The 16,441-nt window shown below is 73.8% G+C and carries 15 protein-coding genes; 6 read left to right on the top strand and 9 right to left on the bottom strand.

What is annotated here, in order from left to right; genetic code table 11:
* Positions 1–4: 4 nt before the first annotated feature.
* Positions 5–1,531 carry a VWA domain-containing protein gene (locus JQN70_RS20845; RefSeq protein WP_204130542.1) on the top strand — a complete coding sequence of 509 codons (1,527 nt, stop codon included), beginning with the start codon at positions 5–7 and terminating at the stop codon, positions 1,529–1,531.
* Complete coding sequence (gene mftM / locus JQN70_RS06690) at positions 1,528–2,442, top strand: mycofactocin oligosaccharide methyltransferase MftM (protein ID WP_204130541.1); 915 nt, start codon at positions 1,528–1,530, stop codon at positions 2,440–2,442. Before JQN70_RS20845 ends, mftM begins: the two co-directional genes overlap by 4 nt.
* Before the next feature lie 178 nt (positions 2,443–2,620).
* On the opposite strand, the gene JQN70_RS06685 is transcribed toward mftM, so the two are convergent.
* The 6 genes from JQN70_RS06685 to JQN70_RS06660 all read right to left on the bottom strand — a co-directional run bounded on the left by JQN70_RS06685 (position 2,621) and on the right by JQN70_RS06660 (position 8,851).
* Positions 2,621–3,445, bottom strand: coding sequence for an endonuclease/exonuclease/phosphatase family protein (locus tag JQN70_RS06685; RefSeq protein ID WP_204130540.1), 825 nt, complete (start codon positions 3,443–3,445; stop codon positions 2,621–2,623).
* A gap of 125 nt (positions 3,446–3,570) precedes the next feature.
* Positions 3,571–4,254 (bottom strand): MadR family response regulator transcription factor, encoded by a 684-nt coding sequence (locus tag JQN70_RS06680; RefSeq protein WP_307835851.1) that lies wholly within the window; start codon positions 4,252–4,254, stop codon positions 3,571–3,573.
* The gene (locus JQN70_RS06675) at positions 4,248–5,621 is read right to left on the bottom strand and encodes a MadS family sensor histidine kinase (protein WP_204130539.1); all 1,374 of its coding nucleotides are present in this window, start codon (positions 5,619–5,621) and stop codon (positions 4,248–4,250) included. The genes JQN70_RS06680 and JQN70_RS06675 overlap by 7 nt, the downstream gene beginning before the upstream one ends.
* Entirely contained in the window at positions 5,618–6,823 is a 1,206-nt protein-coding gene (locus JQN70_RS06670) for an iron-containing alcohol dehydrogenase (protein ID WP_204130538.1), read from the bottom strand. The genes JQN70_RS06675 and JQN70_RS06670 overlap by 4 nt, the downstream gene beginning before the upstream one ends.
* Positions 6,824–6,953: 130 nt before the next feature.
* On the bottom strand, positions 6,954–8,228 hold the full coding sequence (locus JQN70_RS06665) for an MFS transporter (protein ID WP_307835850.1): 1,275 nt from the start codon (positions 8,226–8,228) through the stop codon (positions 6,954–6,956).
* Positions 8,225–8,851, bottom strand: a complete 627-nt coding sequence (locus tag JQN70_RS06660) for a winged helix-turn-helix domain-containing protein (protein WP_204130537.1) — start codon at positions 8,849–8,851, stop codon at positions 8,225–8,227. Before JQN70_RS06660 ends, JQN70_RS06665 begins: the two co-directional genes overlap by 4 nt.
* A gap of 232 nt (positions 8,852–9,083) precedes the next feature.
* On the opposite strand from JQN70_RS06660, the gene rplM reads away from it, so the two are divergent.
* The 3 genes from rplM (at position 9,084) to glmM (ending at position 11,500) form a co-directional block, all read left to right on the top strand.
* Positions 9,084–9,527 (top strand): 50S ribosomal protein L13, encoded by a 444-nt coding sequence (gene rplM / locus JQN70_RS06655; protein WP_204130536.1) that lies wholly within the window; start codon positions 9,084–9,086, stop codon positions 9,525–9,527.
* On the top strand, positions 9,527–10,039 hold the full coding sequence (rpsI, locus tag JQN70_RS06650) for a 30S ribosomal protein S9 (protein ID WP_204130535.1): 513 nt from the start codon (positions 9,527–9,529) through the stop codon (positions 10,037–10,039). The genes rplM and rpsI overlap by 1 nt, the downstream gene beginning before the upstream one ends.
* A gap of 111 nt (positions 10,040–10,150) precedes the next feature.
* Entirely contained in the window at positions 10,151–11,500 is a 1,350-nt protein-coding gene (gene glmM, locus JQN70_RS06645) for a phosphoglucosamine mutase (RefSeq protein ID WP_204130534.1), read from the top strand.
* 20 nt (positions 11,501–11,520) lie between these two features.
* Here glmM and JQN70_RS06640 read toward each other — a convergent pair whose 3' ends face one another.
* Entirely contained in the window at positions 11,521–13,236 is a 1,716-nt protein-coding gene (locus JQN70_RS06640) for an APC family permease (protein WP_204130533.1), read from the bottom strand.
* 180 nt (positions 13,237–13,416) lie between these two features.
* Here JQN70_RS06640 and JQN70_RS06635 point away from each other — a divergent pair, with 180 nt between their 5' ends.
* Positions 13,417–13,842, top strand: coding sequence for an Ohr family peroxiredoxin (locus tag JQN70_RS06635; protein WP_204130532.1), 426 nt, complete (start codon positions 13,417–13,419; stop codon positions 13,840–13,842).
* 33 nt (positions 13,843–13,875) lie between these two features.
* On the opposite strand, the gene lhgO is transcribed toward JQN70_RS06635, so the two are convergent.
* Together lhgO and JQN70_RS06625 are read right to left on the bottom strand one after the other, a co-directional pair.
* Positions 13,876–15,060, bottom strand: a complete 1,185-nt coding sequence (gene lhgO, locus JQN70_RS06630; protein ID WP_204130531.1) for an L-2-hydroxyglutarate oxidase — start codon at positions 15,058–15,060, stop codon at positions 13,876–13,878.
* Positions 15,057–16,436, bottom strand: coding sequence for a GH1 family beta-glucosidase (locus tag JQN70_RS06625; protein WP_204130530.1), 1,380 nt, complete (start codon positions 16,434–16,436; stop codon positions 15,057–15,059). The genes lhgO and JQN70_RS06625 overlap by 4 nt, the downstream gene beginning before the upstream one ends.
* Positions 16,437–16,441 lie beyond the last annotated feature (5 nt).

The following is a 16,441-nucleotide window of genomic DNA, read 5'->3' as shown; positions in this document are numbered from 1 at the left end:
TGCCGTGGAGAGCTCGCTGCACCGCTTCATCCGCTTCCTGCGCCTGCACGGGATGCGGGTGAGCGTGGCGGAGGCGGTCGACGCGCTCGAGGCGGCCGCGCAGCCGGGCATCATGGCCGACCGGGAGGTGCTGCGGTCGGCCCTCGCCGTCACCCTCGTCAAGGACCGCCGCGACCAGGAGGTCTTCGACGAGGTGTTCGACCGGTTCTTCCGGCTGCGCCGCGTCGTGCCCGAGGAGCAGGGGCACGGCCACGCCCACGACGACCTGTCCGACGAGGGCGAGCTGACCGGGCTGACCATCTCCGACGAGCTGTCCGACACCCCGCAGCAGGGCCACAGCCACGGCAAGCCGCAGGACATCCGCGAGTTCTTCCGCCCCGAGGACCTCGCGCAGCAGTACAACCTGCACCAGGAGGCCAACAAGATCGACATGGCCGCGATGACCGACGAGGTCGTCCTCTCCAAGGACGGCGTGACGCCCCAGGGCGAGGCCGCGCGGGTGCAGGTGTCGACGTCGCGGCTGCACAACCCGGGAGCGCCGGGGCGGCTCACCGAGGCGCGCGGGGCCGAGCTCGGCGTCGAGCTGTCGGTCGCCGAGGAGCTCGCGCTGCTCAGCTGGCTGGGGGAGCCCGACGACGAGCTCGAGCGGCTGCTCGACGACCCCGACGTCGCCGCGCTGCGCGAGGCGCTGGCCCCGCTGCTCGCCGGCCTGCCCGAGCAGATCAAGCGTCACCTCGAGCAGCTGATGGCCGCGCAGGCCGAGGTCGAGGAGCGCGAGCTCGACGTCGCGCGGGCCGAGGTGCTCGCCGAGCCCGACCGGCTGGCCTTCGAGGAGGCCGTCCGGCGGCTGCTCCGGGCGCTGCGCGGTGCGCCCCGGCCGCGCCGGCACGTCGCCGGACGCGGGGTCATCGACAGCCGGCGGACGATGCGCTCGAACATGCGCTTCGACGGCGTGCCCTTCCGGCCGGTGCTCGTGAGCAAGCGGGAGGACCGGCCGCAGCTGCTCGTCCTCTGCGACGTGTCGCTGTCGGTCCGGGCGACCTCGGGGTTCGCGCTGCACCTCGTCCACGGGCTGCAGTCCGTGGCCTCGAAGGTCCGCTCCTTCGCCTTCGTCGACGAGGTCGTCGAGGTGACCGACCTGTTCGCCGACCACCACGTGCAGCAGGCGCTCGCGACCGTGATGGCCGGCCGCGGGGACGGCGGGGTGGTCGACGTCGACGCCGACTCGGACTACGGGGCGGTGCTGCGCCAGTTCCTCGACGAGTTCGGCTCGGCGATCACCCGGCGCACGACGGTCGTCGTCATCGGTGACGGGCGCGGCAACGGCAAGGACCCCGCGGTCGGGACCTTCGAGGAGATCGCGCGGCGGGCGCGGCACGTCGTCTGGCTGACGCCCGAGCCGCGGTACTCGTGGGGGCTGGGTCGGTGCGACCTCCCGGTCTACGAGCCGTCCTGCGACCACATCGAGGTCGTGCGCAACCTCGGTGCGCTGGAGTCGTTCTCGCACCGCATGGGGGAGGTGCTGGTGTGAGCGTCGCGCCGATCGACGCCCTGGCCCCGGCCGTCGGTGGCTGCTACCGCGACGGAGTGGTCACCGTGCGCCGCCGCGGGGCGGGGGCGCGGCACCGCCTCGGCACCGCCCGGACGGCCCACTTCGACCTCGGGCGCGACGCGGCGGGCGACCTCGTCGTCGAGCACTCCCTGACCCTCGACGTCGTCGACGACGACCTCGCCGGGCTGCTGTCGGACGAGCTCTTCGAGCCCGGGTGGCTGCGCGGGTCGGAGATGTTCGAGCGCGTCTTCACGGGGGTGGTCCTCACCTGCGCCGACGAGCCGGAGGTGGCCTGGGAGGCGTTCTACGCCAACACCCTCGCCGCCGTCGGGGCGCACGCCCGGGCCGGGGCGCGCGGTCCGGCGGCGGGGCCGTCGGGGCACGGCTGCGTGCGCGACTACGCGCCGGTGTACGCGCACGCGGAGTCGCTCGTGGGGGCGGGGTCGGTCCTCGAGCTGGGCAGCTGCTTCGGCTTCCTCGCGCTGCGGCTGGCGGCATCCGGACGCACGGTCACGGCCTCCGACGTCTCGGCGGGGACGATGCGCCTGCTGTCCGCGATGGCCCCGCGGTTCGGTGTCGACGTCGGGGTGCTCACCTGCGACGCGGCGCACGTGCCCGAGCCGGACCGGTCGGCCGACACCGTCCTCGCGGTGCACCTGCTCGAGCACCTCGAGCCCGACCACGCCGGCCGGGTCGTCGCCGAGGCCCGCCGGCTGGCCGCGCGCCGGGTGGTCGTCGCCGTGCCGCTCGAGGACGTGCCGAGCGAGCAGTTCGGGCACCTCTGGGCGGTCACGCTCGGCACCCTCCGTGGGTGGGGCGAGGAGGCGGTCGGCTGGCGGGCCGAGGTGCACGAGCACCACGGCGGCTGGCTCGTGCTCGACCGCCTCTGACCGACGGGACGGCAGCGGGCGGCCGAGCCCGTTCCCGCCGGGGGGGGCCCCCGCCGCGCGCGGCGCCGGGCCCCGCCGGGGGGGGGGGGGGGGCCCCCCCCCCCGCCCCGCGCCCCCCCCCGGGGGGGGGGCCCCCCCCCGGCGCCGATCGGCTCGATCGCGGTGTCGACCCGCGGGGTCAGGCGGTGACCGTGGCCCGGGCGACGACCATCTTGTGGTCCGAGGCGGTGGAGAACAGCTGGATCCCGCCGCCCCCCGGGAAGACCGTGCGGTTGGTCGAGAAGAACACGTAGTCGAGCTTGCCGACGGCGTGGGTGGCGAGGTTGCCGGTGCGGGTCCCGTCCTCGATCTGGTTCGCCTCGACGAAGTTCCCGTTGCCGTTCTGCGCGTACATCGAGTCCATGGCGGGGGACGTCGGCGCCGTGTTGAAGTCACCCCCGACGACGACGAAGTGCTGGTTCGAGATCCACTCCGCGGTGTAGTTCTTGATCGCCCGCGTCTGCGCACCTCGCACGCCCTCGACGTCGTGCGCCACGAGGTGGGCCGAGCACACGTGCCGCACCGGGGTGGAGCCGTACTTCACGCAGGTCAGGTGCGGGTTGCGCGTCTCGTAGTCGTCGCCGGGAGTCGTGCCGTCCTGCGGCAGCACGAGGTCCTGGTCGACCCCGTTGCCCCCGCCCGTCCAGATGGCGACGGTGCCGACGTCGTTGCCCGGGCCGCACCCGTCCTTCTTGCTGACCGACCAGTTGACGGTCCAGCGTCCGGCCCAGTACCCGTCCATCTCGTTGGCCTGGGTGACGCAGACCTCCTGCATCGTGATGCCCTCGGCGCCGAGCTCGACGGCCTTGGACACCGTCGCCTGGATGGCGTCCCAGCTCTTGGCGACGTTGTGGTCGACGATGATGATCGGGCTGGCGGCGGCCGCCGGCTGGACCGGGACGACGAGCGAGCAGACGGCGGCGACGGCGGCTGCGGCGGATGCTGCGAGCGTGCGGAACTTCATGGAGAACCCCCCCGGGTCGTGTGACGCGACGTCCTCGTGGACGCCGCGGTCACTCACCCTAGGACCTCCGGACTGGCCCCGCCATCGGGACGGAGGACGCTGCCGCGGCGTCGCGCCCGGGGGCCTCAGAGCATCCCGCGCTTGGTGGCCTCGTACACCGCCTCGGCCCGTCCGGACACGTCGAGCTTGCGCAGGATGTTGCCCACGTGGAACTTGGCCGTCGTCTCCGAGATGTAGAGCCGCTTGCCGATCTCCTTGTTGGACAGCCCTCGTGCCAACAGCTGCAGCACCTCGTCCTCGCGCGCCGAGAGGGTCGGCTGGGTCGGCGGCGGGGGTGCCTGCATCCCGCGCACCATCGCCGCCGCGGACCGCGCGTCGAAGGCCGACTCGCCCTGGCTGACGTCGTGGATGGCCCGCACGAGCGCGGCGGTGTCGACGTCCTTGACGACGTAGCCGCGCGCGCCGGCGCGCACCGCCTCGAGGACGAGGTGCTCGTCGAGGAACGTCGTGAGGACGAGGACGGCGACCGACGGGTGCCCGGTGCTGATCGCCTGCGCGAGCTCGAGGCCCTCGGTGTCGGACGACGTCGAGAGCTTGAGGTCGAGGAGGACGACCCGCGGGGTCACCCGTTCGAGGACGGCCAGCGCCTCCCCGCGCGAGGAGGCCTCGGCGACGACGGCGATGTCGGGCTCGCGCTCGAGCACCGAGCGCAGGCCCTGCCGGACGATCGCGTGGTCGTCGACGAGCATGACCCCGATGGGCTCCTCCTCGGTGGCCGCGGGGGAACGGGAGTCGGTGGTGCTCAGCACGGCTGGGCCTCCTCGGGGTCGGACAGGTCGAGACCGGGACGGACGCGGACGACGGGCAGCGGGACGCGCATCGAGACGCGGACGCCCCCGAGGCGCGAGCGGCGGAAGGCCAGCGTGCCGCCGAGGCCCCGCACGCGGCTGTCCATGTTGGCCAGTCCCTGGTGGCGGCCGTCGCGCACGGTGCGACGCTCGAGCTGGAGCATCCGGCGCAGCGCCGCGGGCTCGCCGTCGCCGTCGTCGGACACGGAGACGACGAGGGCCTCGGGCAGCCAGCGGACCCGCACGACGGCCCGCTTCGCCGCGGCGTGCGTGACGACGTTGAAGAGCGCCTCGCCGACGACGCGGGCCACCTCGTGGTGCACGTCGGGCCCGAGGCCGAGCGACCGGCCGGCGACGAGGACCTTGATGTCGAGCAGCGAGCGGTGGTGCTGGACGACCTCGCCGAGCAGGTCCTCGAGCGAGGCGACCGACTCGCTGTGCGGCCGGGTGAGCGCGAAGATCGCCGAGCGCAGCTGCTCGACCGCGGTCTGCGTCAACGACTTCGCCGTCTCGAGCTGACGCCCCACCCCGTCGGCCCCGACCTCGACCGCCTCGCCCCGCGCGACCTCGACGGCCATCCCGGCCGACAGCACGTACTGCGTGACGCTGTCGTGCAGCTCGCGGGCGATGCGGTGCCGCTCGGCGTCGACGAGCTCGCGCTGCTCGGCGACCGCCAGCCGGTGCTCGGCGGCCTCGAGCTCGGCGGTGCGGGTGGCGAGGTCGCGGGCCTGGGCCCGGGCCTCCTCGTGCAGCCGCTGCGCGCGCCGGTGCAGCGAGAGCCCGGCCTGGTACTGCTCGCTCGTGTGCAGCGAGACCGCCGCCTGGTTGGCGAGGATGCGGAGCACGGCGAGGTCCTCGGGCTCGGGGTCCTCGGCGAGGCCGTGCCGCGCGGCGAGCCCGCCGACCCGCCGGCCCTCGAGGTACATCGGCACGCGCACCCACACGTCGGTGCGCGCCGACGGCCCGGCGTACCCGGAGCGGATGGCCGACAGCTCGAGGCGCACGTTCTCGGGGACCTCGGTGGGGTCGCCGATGCTGCGCCGGTCCGGGCCGATGACGACGAAGCGCGGGCGGGCCTTCTCGAGGTGGCTGTCGGCGAGCGCGAGCACCGCCCAGTCGGCGTCGAGGTGGTCGGCGGCGGCCTTGGCGACCTCCTCGAGCAGCCCGCGCGGGCCCTCGACGGTGCGGACGACGGCCCGGCTGATGGTGTCCATGGCGCGCACCGCGCGCTGGGTGCGCTCGGTGGAGCGCAGGTAGGCCGGGTAGTACGAGTTCTTCCCGGACCGCACCCCGGTGAGCCGGGAGAGGTCGGTGGCGCCCTCGGTCACAGCGCCGCCCGGAAGATGCGCTCGATGTCCTCGGCGTCGGTGGGGCGGGGGTTGGTCGTGAGGCACGCGTCCTCGAGTGAGTTCTGCGACAGCACCGCCAGGTGCTCCTCGGTGATGCCGAGGGAGCGCAGCGACCGGGGGACCCCGACCTCGTCGGCGAGGGCCCGCACCTGGTCGGCGAGCGCCTCGGCGACGTCGGCGGCCGGCACGCCGTCGACGGGGATGCCGGCCGAGCGGGCCAGGGCGACGAACCGGTCGGGGGAGGAGGCCGCGTTGTAGCGGATGACGTGCGGCAGGAGGATGCCGTTGATGACGCCGTGCGGGGCGTCGAGCAGCCCGCCGACCTGGTGGCTCATCGCGTGGGTCGCGCCGAGGATCGCGTTCGTGAAGGCCAGCCCGGCGGCCAGCGCCGCCTCGGCCATGCCGGTGCGCGCCTCGTGGTCGTCGGGGGTGGTCATCGTCGTCACGAGGTGCTGGTTGACCAGGCCCACTGCGTTGAGCGCGTGGACGTCGGCGAGGGCGTTGTGCGCGCGGGACACGAAGGCCTCGATGCCGTGGGTCAGGGCGTCGAGGCCGGTGGCGGCGTTGAGCCACTCGGGCATCGTCGTGAGCAGCCGGGGGTCGGTGATCGAGATGTCGGGCACGAGCGCCCGCCCCATGATCGTCACCTTCATGTGCCGCGTCGTGTCGGTGATGATGCAGAACTGGCTGACGTCGGCGCCGGTGCCCGAGGTCGAGGGGATCATCAGCAGGGGCGGGATCTCGCGGTGCACCTGGTCGACGCCGCGGTACTCGAGGATCGAGCCGCCGTTGCCGGCGAGCACGGCCACGCCCTTCGCGGCGTCCATCGACGAGCCGCCGCCGATGCCGACGATGACGTCGCAGTCGTTCGCGCGGTAGAGGTCGTGCGCCGCGGCGACCTCGAGGTCCTTGGGGTTCGGCGAGACGTCGCTGCAGACGACGGGGGAGAGGCCGACGTCGCGCAGGTGCCCGAGCAGCTCGCGGACCCATCCGGCCTCGACGATGCCGGGGTCGGTGACGACGAAGGGCCGGCGCGCCCCGAGCCTCCGGGCCGCGTACCCGGCCTCGGCGAGCGCGCCGATGCCGAAGACGATCTCGGGGGCCTGGAACTTGACGAGCGCCGACGAGTCGACGGGCCACGTGGTCGTGGCCACGGCTCCGTTGCCGTCCAGCGCCGTCATCCGGCCTCCTGCGCCCGTCGGTTCCCGCCACGGTAACCCGCCGGCCGGTCGCCCGCACCCCCCGATCCGGCCGAGGCGCGAGCACGGGCCCACCTACCCGACCGGGCAGGTCACGTGAGCGTGACGGCGATCAGGCGGCCTCGGGCACCGGTTCGGCGTGGGCCCGCTCCTGCCGGAGGGCGGGGAGGTAGAGGAAGGCCCCGAGGATGCTGAATGCGCCGGCGACGAGGATGCCGGTGGCGGTGCTCGTCGCCTCGGCGAGCGGGCCGAGGACGAGCAGGCCGAGGCTGTAGCAGCCGCCGCCGACCATCGAGTTGATCGACAGGACCGTCGTGCGGTTGCCCGCGTCGGCCTGGCGGTGCAGCAGCGTGCTGTGCACCGGTCCGGCCGTGCCGTGGAGGGTGTAGACGACGAAGAAGGCGGTGACGAGCCCGAGCGGGCCGGTCATCAGGGCCATGACGACGACCAACGCGCCCTGCAGCACGCGCGAGGCGATGGCCGTCCACGTGACGCCGACCCGGCGGGCGGCGATGCCGGCCGCCGCCGACCCCGCCGCGAAGAGGCCCCAGGCCGCGGCGGACACCGGACCCATCAGCGCACCGGCCTCGGCCTCGCCGCCGACGAGCTCGGAGAGGCGGACCGGCATGAAGGTCTCGAAGGCGATCATCCCGACGCTCCAGAACACCTCGACGGAGACGAGGGCGAGCAGGACCCGGTTCGAGCCGAGCAGCCGGAAGCCGCCGAGGACGACCCTCGGGGCCTCGCGCGCGCTGTCGAGCGCCCGCTGCAGGCCGCGGCGGTCGACGTGGGTGACCGGCTCCCGGAGGAGGGCCGCCGTGGCGACGAGGTTGAGGACGACGAAGGCGATCGAGAGCCAGTACGCGTTCTCCAGCGCGGTCAGCGACTGCACGGGGTGCCACGCGATGACGCCGCCGGAGACGACCGCGCCCGAGGCGATGCCCACCCCGAGCGCGGTGCCGGCCCGCGACAGGCCGTCCTCGACCCGTACACCGGGGTCGTCGGCCTGGGCGGTGTCGACGTACCAGGCCTCGAGCGGACCGGAGTCCAGCGCCCGGAAGACGCCCTGGAGCAGGAGGGCGACGCAGAAGGCGGCGAAGGTCTGGGCGAGGACGAAGACGAGCGAGGAGACGAGGGCGACGACGCCCGAGGCGATGAGCAGGGGGCGCCGGCCGAGCGCGTCGGCGAAGCCGCCCGTGGGCAGCTCGAGGGCGAGGACGACGAAGCCCTGCATCGAGAAGATGACGCCGATCTGGGCCAGCGACATGCCGCGCTCGAGGGCCAGCAGCGTCGTGACGCCGATGACCAGCCCGACGGGGAACCACCGGGTGAAGGTGAGGGTGAGCAGCACCCGCCGGGCGGCGCCGGCGGTCATCGGGGCGCTCACCGCGGCCCACCGCCCCGGGGCGCGCGATCGAGGTCGACCGGGTACATCACGGAGTAGTGCGCGACGCGGCGCGCGCCCGGGTTGCCCTGGCCGACCCGGCGGTAGCGCGCGACGACGGCGTCGAGCTCCGCGCGCATCGCCGCCGCCTGCTCGGGGGTGGCGAGCACCCACGAGTCGTCCATCCCCATCGCGTCGCGCCACGGGGCGGGCCACGCGTGCTCGACGTCGAGCCAGCGCTCGTAGCGCTCGCCGAGGTGGCGCGAGTAGTCGCGCTGCAGCCAGCCGAGCGCGGTCTCGGCGTCGTCGTCGCCGACGAAGTCGCTCGGCTCCCACTGGTGGCTCTCGGTGGCGGCTCGCCAGAGCCGGCGCTTGCCCTCGCCCTCGCCGGTGTCGGCGACGAGGCCGACCGCCTCGAGCCGGCGCAGGTGGTACGAGGTCGCGCCGGAGTTGGTCTGCAGCCGGGCCGCGAGGGCGGTGGCGGTCGACGGGCCGTCGACCCGCAGCGAGGAGAGCAGCCGGCTGCGCAGCGGGTGGGCGAGGGTCTTCAGGCCCTGCGCGTCGAGCCGGAGGCCGGTGAGGGTGCCGTCGTCGGGAGAGCCCGGGACCGGGGTCGAGTCCGTCATGATGTGCACAATACCTTTGCACACTTCATTTGCACAAGATCTGTGCACGACCGCTGTGAGGAGCATCGCCGCAGGTCAGCGCCCTGCGCGGGAGGTCGGGCGGCGATTTGGGCGCCCCGGACGGTCCCCGTAGACTGGACGACTGTCGTGCCGTGTGCCCTCGCGAGGGCTCCACTCCCTCCCGGGAGCACTCGGCATCACGCCCCCGTCCACGAACCATGAGGAAGCCCCCATGCGTACCTACACCCCGAAGGCGGCCGAGGTGACCCGTGCCTGGCACGTCATCGACGCCACCGACGTCGTCCTCGGCCGGCTCGCCAGCCAGACCGCGGTCCTCCTGCGCGGCAAGCACAAGCCGACCTTCGCCCCGCACGTCGACACCGGTGACTTCGTCATCATCGTCAACGCCGACAAGGTCGCCCTGACCGGCTCCAAGGCCGAGCAGAAGAAGGCCTACCGCCACTCGGGCTTCCCGGGCGGTCTGCGCTCGACGTCCTACACCGAGCTGCTCGCCAAGAGCCCGGAGAAGGCGATCGAGAAGGCCGTGCGCGGCATGCTCCCCAAGACCACCCTCGGCCGCCAGCAGCTGACCAAGCTCAAGGTCTACCGCGGCGCCGAGCACCCCCACGCTGCCCAGCAGCCCCAGCCCTTCGAGATCACCCAGGTGGCCCAGTGATGTCCGAGAACGCCCAGATCGACGAGACCGCCGGGACGGACGCGAACGACGTCGCCGTCACCGAGTACACCTCCGAGTCCGACGCCGCCGTCGCCGGCGGCGAGGTCCGCCGCCCGAGCGCCTCGGCGCCCGGTGGCGCCACCGGCCGCCGGAAGCAGGCCGTCGCCCGCGTCCGCATCGTGCCGGGCAGCGGCGAGTGGAAGGTCAACGGCCGCACCCTCGAGGAGTACTTCCCGAACAAGGTGCACCAGCAGATCGTCGCCGAGCCGCTCAAGGTCCTCGAGCTCGACGGCGCCTACGACGTGCTCGTCCGCGTGCACGGCGGTGGCCCCTCGGGCCAGGCCGGCGCGGTCCGCCTCGGCGTCGCCCGCTCGCTCAACGGGGTCGACCCCGAGCTCAACCGGCCCGCGCTCAAGAAGGCCGGGCTGCTCACCCGCGACGCCCGCGTCCCCGAGCGCAAGAAGGCCGGTCTCAAGAAGGCCCGCAAGGCCCCGCAGTACAGCAAGCGCTGATCTCGCGACGCCGCGACCGCGGCGACCCGCACCCCGGAGGCGGCACCGCATCGGTGCCGCCTCCGGCGTGTGCGGAGTAGGTTCGTCCCCGATCGACGCGAAAGGCTGACCATGTCCCGACTCTTCGGTACCGACGGCGTGCGGGGGCTCGCCAACGGCCCCGTCATCACCGCCGAGCTGGCGCTCGACCTGAGCATCGCCGCGGCCCACGTCCTCGGCGAGCCGGACCGCCGGCACGGCCGCCGGCCCCGCGCCGTCGTCGGGCGCGACCCGCGGGCCAGCGGCGAGTTCCTCTCCGCGGCCGTCTGCGCCGGGCTGGCCTCGGCGGGGGTCGACGTGCACAACGTCGGGGTCCTCCCGACGCCGGCCGTCGCGTACCTGACCTCCGACATGGGCGCCACCTTCGGCGTCATGCTCTCCGCGTCGCACAACGCGATGCCCGACAACGGCATCAAGTTCTTCGCCGAGGGCGGCCACAAGCTCCCCGACTCGGTCGAGGACGAGATCGCCGAGCGGATGGGCCAGGAGTGGGAGCGCCCGGTCGGCGCCGAGGTCGGGCGCATCCACGAGAACCGCGCCGGCCAGGCGCGCTACGTCGCCCACCTGCTGCGCACGCTGCCGAACCGGCTCGACGGGCTGACCGTCGTCATCGACGGCGCGCACGGCGCGGCGAGCGCAGTCTCGCCCGAGGTCTTCCGGCTCGCCGGGGCCGACGTCGTCGAGATCGGCACCGACCCCGACGGCCTGAACATCAACGACGGCTACGGCTCGACCCACCTCGACCGGCTGCGCGCCGCCGTCCTCGAGCGGGGCGCCGACCTCGGCATCGCCCACGACGGCGACGCCGACCGCTGCCTCGCGGTCGACCACACCGGCACCGAGGTCGACGGGGACCAGATCATGGGCATCCTCGCCGTCGCCCTCAAGGACCGCGGCGAGCTCGCGCACGACACCCTCGTCGCCACCGTCATGAGCAACCTCGGGCTGCTCCAGGCGATGGAGCGCCACGGCATCGCGGTCGTGCAGACGGGCGTCGGCGACCGCTACGTCCTCGAGGAGATGCGCCGCTCCGGGCACTCGCTCGGCGGCGAGCAGTCCGGCCACGTCATCATGCTCGACCACGGCACCACCGGCGACGGCGTGCTCACCGGCCTGATGCTCGCGGCGCAGGTCGCCGAGACCGGCCGCCCGCTCGCCGACCTCGCCACCGTGATGACCCGCCTGCCGCAGGTGCTCGTCAACGTCAAGGGCGTCGACACCAGCCGGGTCGAGGGCGACGCCGGGGTCCAGGAGGCGGTCCGGGAGGCGTCCAGCGTGCTCGACGGCTCCGGGCGCGTCCTGCTGCGGAAGTCGGGCACCGAGCCCGTCGTGCGCGTCATGGTCGAGGCCGGCACGCACGACGAGGCCGAGGACACCGCCACGCGCCTGGCCGCCGTCGTCAAGGAGCGCCTCGCCCTCTGAGCGCGGTCGGACCCCGGGGCTCATCCCTCGCCGGGCTCGCGCGTGTAGCGCTCGCGGGTGACCGGGTCGAGCGCCTCGACGCCCTCGGGGAGGTTCGACAGGTCCTCGGCGATGACGATCTCCGGGAGGCCGGAGCCCGGCATCCGCGCGCCGGTCGCGTCGACGTGCGGTCCGGCCAGGACGAGGTCGCGGGAGGTGCGCATCGAGAGCGTGCGACCCATGAAGAAGTCCTCGTCGACGCCCCACCAGATGAACATCAGGACGACGCCGAGGCCGAGGGCGAGCACCCCGGTGACGCCGACGGCGCCGTAGCCGAAGATCGTGATCGGGTCGCCGGCGTCGTCGGTGAGCCACTCCGGGTCGAGGAACTGCTTGAGGCCGTAGACGAAGGTCGCGAGCATGATGACGCCGCCGAGGAGCGGGATGACGCCCTGCATGAAGAGGTCGCGGGGGTTGTGCCACAGCGTCTTCCGGTAGTACCAGACACAGACGAACCCGGTGAGTCCGTAGTAGAACGCGATCATCAGGCCGATCGAGCCGATGAGGGCCGAGAGCATGTTCGAGCCGAGCCACGTGAAGGCCAGGTAGAACACCGCCGACACCACGCCCATCCCGATGGTCGCGACCGTGGGGGTGAGGTTCGTCGGGTGGACCCGCGCGAAGGAGCGCGGCAGGGCGCGGAAGACGCCCATCGACAGCGCGGTGCGGGCGGTCGGGAGGATCGTCGTCTGGGTCGAGGCCGACGCCGAGGTGAGGATGGACGCGGCGAGCAGGGCCATGAACACCTTGCCGATGGCGCTGTCCCCGAACAGCTCCGGGCCGATCGCGTGGAAGACGTCGGCGGCGTTCTCGGGGTTGCCGAGCCCGACGCCCTCGGTCCCGGTGCCCGCGAACGCCACGGTCGCGACGGCGACCACGGCGTAGGTGAGCAGGAGCAGGACGGTGGAGATGACGGCGGCCCGGCCGGGCGTGCGACCCGGGTCGTCAGTCTCCTCGTTGCACGCGACGGCGGTGTCCCAACCCCAGTAGATGAAGAACGCGGTGAGCAGGGCCGGGGCGACGACGTCGCCGAAGGACAGCCCGCCCGGCCACAGCCAGGACAGCGACGGGGTGAGCGAGTAGGACTCGGCGTTGCCCGTCCACACCTTGGCGAGGGCGACGACCGCGAAGGCGACGAGGATGACCACCTCGATGCCGAGGAGGGCGTACTGGAGCCGCGCGCTGACCTCGATGCCCTTGTAGCAGATCCACGTCATGACGGCGATCCACACCAAGCCCGCGACCGTCGACCACAGCGTGCTGTCGGCGAGGTCGGTGAGCCCGACCAACGTGTAGGAGTACGACCCCGCGACCTGGGCGAGGTTGGCCATGACGATGACGTCGGCCGCGATGATGCCCCACCCGCCGAGCCAGCCGACCATCGGGCCGAAGGCGCGCGAGGCCCAGGTGAAGGTGGTGCCGCAGTCCGGCTCGGCCTTGTTGAGCTCCTGGTACGAGACCGCGATGAAGTACATCGGGACGAAGGCGAGGACGAGGATCGCCGGGGCCTTGACGCCGGCGAGCAGCGCCCCTCCGGAGGCCACGACGAGGCCCAGGCTGGCCGCCAGCGAGTACGCCGGGGCCGTGGAGGCCATCCCGACGACGACGCTGGACAGCAGGCCGAGGGCTCCGCCCTTGAGGCCCTTCTCCGACGCCTCGGGGTAGCCGATCGGGGCGTCGTCGGTCGGTGCGGTCATCTGCTCCTCCTGCTCCAGCGCCGATGGTCCGGCGAGCGAACAGTAGGGCCCCCGGAGCCCGTGCCGGAAGGGGTGTTCCGCCACCGGGTCCGGCGCTTCCGAGGGTGTCGTCGGGAATGGTCGCCGCGTCGGGTCGGTTGGCCATGGGGACCACCGCCCCGAGAGCAGAGGAGCCCCTTCGTGCCCCACGAGTCCGTGACCAAGACCCTGTACACCATCGCCGCGACCGCCACCGGTGGCCGTGCGGGACGCACCCGCAGCGAGGACGGGGTCGTCGACCTCCCGCTCGGGAAGCCGAACCCCTCGAGCCCGGTCGCCAACCCGGAGACGCTCTTCGCGGCCGGCTACGCGGCCTGCTACAACGGCGCCCTCACCCTCATCGCGCAGCGGGAGGGCGTCGACGCCTCGGGCGCCGAGACGACGGCCGACGTCACCTTCGGCGAGACCGAGAGCGGCTTCGGCCTCGCGGTCGCGCTGACGAGCACCATCCCCGGCGTCGACGCCGACACCGCGCAGGCGCTCGCCGACAAGGCGCACGAGTTCTGCCCCTACAGCAAGGCGACCCGCGGCAACATCGACGTCACGGTCGTGGGCAAGCCGGCCTGACGCCGCGCCGCCCCCTCACCGGCCTCCTCCCGCTCACGGGAGGAGGCCGGTGACGTGTCGGGCGATCTCCAGCGCCGCGGTGGCGGCGGGGGAGGGTGCGTTGAGGACGTGGACGCAGCGTCCGGACCGCTCGACGAGGAAGTCGTCGACGAGCGAGCCGTCGTGGCGCACGGCCTGCGCCCGGACGCCCGCCGGTGCCGGCACGAGGTCCTCGTCGCGCAGGGCCGGGACGAGCCGGCGCAGGCCGTCGGCGAAGCGTCGCGTGGAGAGCGAGCGGCGCACCTCGTCGACCCCGGTGCGCAGCTGCCGCCGCGCCAGCCGCCAGAGGCGCGGGTCGGCGGCCATCCGGGCGAGCTCGACGGGGTCGACGTCGCGCCACCGGTACCCCTCGCGGGCCAGGGCGAGCACCGCGTTGGGCCCGGCGTGCACGTGCCCGTCGACACCGCGCGTCAGGTGCACGCCGAGGAACGGCAGGGCGGGGTCGGGGACGGGGTACACGAGGCCGTGAACGAGGGGGGCGGCCGCCGGGGTGAGCTCGGCGTACTCGCCGCGGAACGGCACGATGCGCACCGACGGCCGGTGGCCGAGCCGGCGGGCGACGACGTCGGTGTGCAGCCCGGCGCAGTTGATCACGACGTCCGCGGCGACCGGGCCGCCGGTCGTCTCGACGGTCACGGCGTCCGGGTGCTCGCGTGCGCCGGTGACGGCCGTCCCGAGCCGCAGGTCCGCCCCGCCGGCCGCGAGCCGCCGGACGAGGGCGGCGCACACGGCGGGGTAGTCGACGACCGCGGTCTCGGGGACGTGGAGGGCGGCCAGCGCGGCGACGTGCGGCTCGTGCTCGCGCGCCTCGGCGGCGTCGAGCCGGCGGACGGCCAGCCCGTTGGCGAGCCCGCGCTCGTGGAGGGCCGCGAGGCCGGGCAGCTCGGCGGGGGAGGTCGCGACGACGAGCTTGCCGGTGCGTGCGTGGGGGACGCCCTCGACCTCGGCGAACCGGAGCAGCTCCTCGGCGCCGACGCGGCACCACCGTGCCTTGGCGCTGCCGGGCGGGTAGTACAGGCCCGAGTGGACGACCCCGCTGTTGCGGCCGGTCTGGTGCGCGGCCCAGCGGATCTCCTTCTCCAGCACCGTGACCCGGGCCGCCGGGTCGTCACGCAGGATGCGCTCGGCGACCGCCAGACCGACGATGCCGCCGCCGACGACGACGACCCGCCGGCTCACCGGCCCCGGTGCGCGGCGATGATCCGGGCGTACTCGCGACCCGAGTCCTTGACCGTCCGGACCTGGGTGTCGTAGTCGACGCGGACGATGCCGAACCGCTGGTCGTAGCCGTAGGCCCACTCGAAGTTGTCGAGGAGCGACCACGCGAAGTAGCCCCGGACGTCGGTGCCGGCGGCGACCGAGTCGGCGAGCGCCGCGAGGTGCCCCTGCAGGTAGGCGACCCGCTCCGGGTCGTGCACCTGCCCGTCGTCGGAGACGGTGTCGTCCCACGCGGACCCGTTCTCGGTGACGTAGACCGGCAGGCCGCACTCGCGCGCCGAGCGCTCGACGATCTGCCGGTGCGACTCCGGCGACTGCTCCCAGCCCATCGAGGTGAGCGGCGGGTGGGGGTCGACCTCGTCGACGCGCTCGCAGCCGGGGAGGAGGTGCGTCGTCCCGTGCGGCTCGGCACCCTCGGGGGTCGCCCGCACCCGGGCCGGGAAGTAGTTGTTGACCCCGAGGTTGTCGAGCGGGGCCGAGATGGTCTCGAGGTCGCCGTCGTGGACGAACGAGCCGTCGGTGAGGTGCGCGACGTCGTCGAGCATCCCCTCGGGGTAGGCACCGTGGAAGAGCGGCCCGAAGAACACCCCGTTGAGCACGTTGTCGGCACGGCGCACGGCGTCGAGGTCGGCCTCGGTGGGGTCCTCGGGCCCGTGGACCTGGCTGGGGTTGAGGGTGATCGAGACCTCGGCGTCGGCGCAGTGCTCGCGGATGACGGGGACGGCCGTGCCGTGGGCGAGCATCAGGTGGTGGGCGGTGAGCAGGCCCTCCATCGGGTCGCGGTGGCCCGGGGCGTGCGCGCCGATGGCGTGGCTGAGCATCGAGGAGCACCACGGCTCGTTGAGGGTCGTCCAGTGCCGGACCCGGTCGCCGAGGGCGCCGACGACGTGTGCGGTGTAGTCGGCGAACCACCCGGCGGCGTCGCGCGAGCGCCAGCCGCCGCGGTCCTCGAGGGCCTGCGGGAGGTCCCAGTGGTACAGCGTGACGACCGGCCGGATGCCCGCGCCGAGCAGCTGGTCGACGAGGCGGTCGTAGAAGGCCAGCCCGAGCGGGTTCGCGGCGCCGGTGCCGTCGGGCTGGATGCGCGGCCACGCGACGGAGAACCGGTAGGCGTCCAGGCCGAGCTCGCGCATCAGCGCGACGTCCTCGGGCACGCGGTGGTAGTGGTCGCAGGCGACCTCGCCGGTGTCGCCGTTCGCGACCTTCCCCGGGGTCGCCGAGAACGTGTCCCAGATCGACTGGCCGCGGCCGTCCTCCTTGGTCGCGCCCTCGATCTGGTAGCTTGCCGTCGCCGCGCCCCACAGGAAGCCGGCCGGGAAGGAGGGGGTGTCCGTCATGCCTC

This window comes from Phycicoccus sonneratiae (assembly GCF_016887965.1).
Lineage (GTDB): Bacteria > Actinomycetota > Actinomycetes > Actinomycetales > Dermatophilaceae > Phycicoccus > Phycicoccus sonneratiae.
The sequence above is the reverse complement of the archived record's forward strand: the minus strand, read 5'-3'. Positions and strand labels throughout refer to the sequence as shown.

Excerpts from the sequence above, each read along its gene's own strand:
- JQN70_RS06685 (WP_204130540.1), bottom strand. The coding sequence starts at position 3,445 with ATGAAGTTCCGCACGCTCGCAGCATCCGCCGCAGCCGCCGTCGCCGCC.
- JQN70_RS06670 (WP_204130538.1), bottom strand. The coding sequence starts at position 6,823 with ATGACGGCGCTGGACGGCAACGGAGCCGTGGCCACGACCACGTGGCCC.
- JQN70_RS06660 (WP_204130537.1), bottom strand. The coding sequence starts at position 8,851 with ATGACGGACTCGACCCCGGTCCCGGGCTCTCCCGACGACGGCACCCTC.
- rplM (WP_204130536.1), top strand. The coding sequence starts at position 9,084 with ATGCGTACCTACACCCCGAAGGCGGCCGAGGTGACCCGTGCCTGGCAC.
- rpsI (WP_204130535.1), top strand. The coding sequence starts at position 9,527 with ATGTCCGAGAACGCCCAGATCGACGAGACCGCCGGGACGGACGCGAAC.
- glmM (WP_204130534.1), top strand. The coding sequence starts at position 10,151 with ATGTCCCGACTCTTCGGTACCGACGGCGTGCGGGGGCTCGCCAACGGC.
- JQN70_RS06640 (WP_204130533.1), bottom strand. The coding sequence starts at position 13,236 with ATGACCGCACCGACCGACGACGCCCCGATCGGCTACCCCGAGGCGTCG.
- JQN70_RS06625 (WP_204130530.1), bottom strand. The coding sequence starts at position 16,436 with ATGACGGACACCCCCTCCTTCCCGGCCGGCTTCCTGTGGGGCGCGGCG.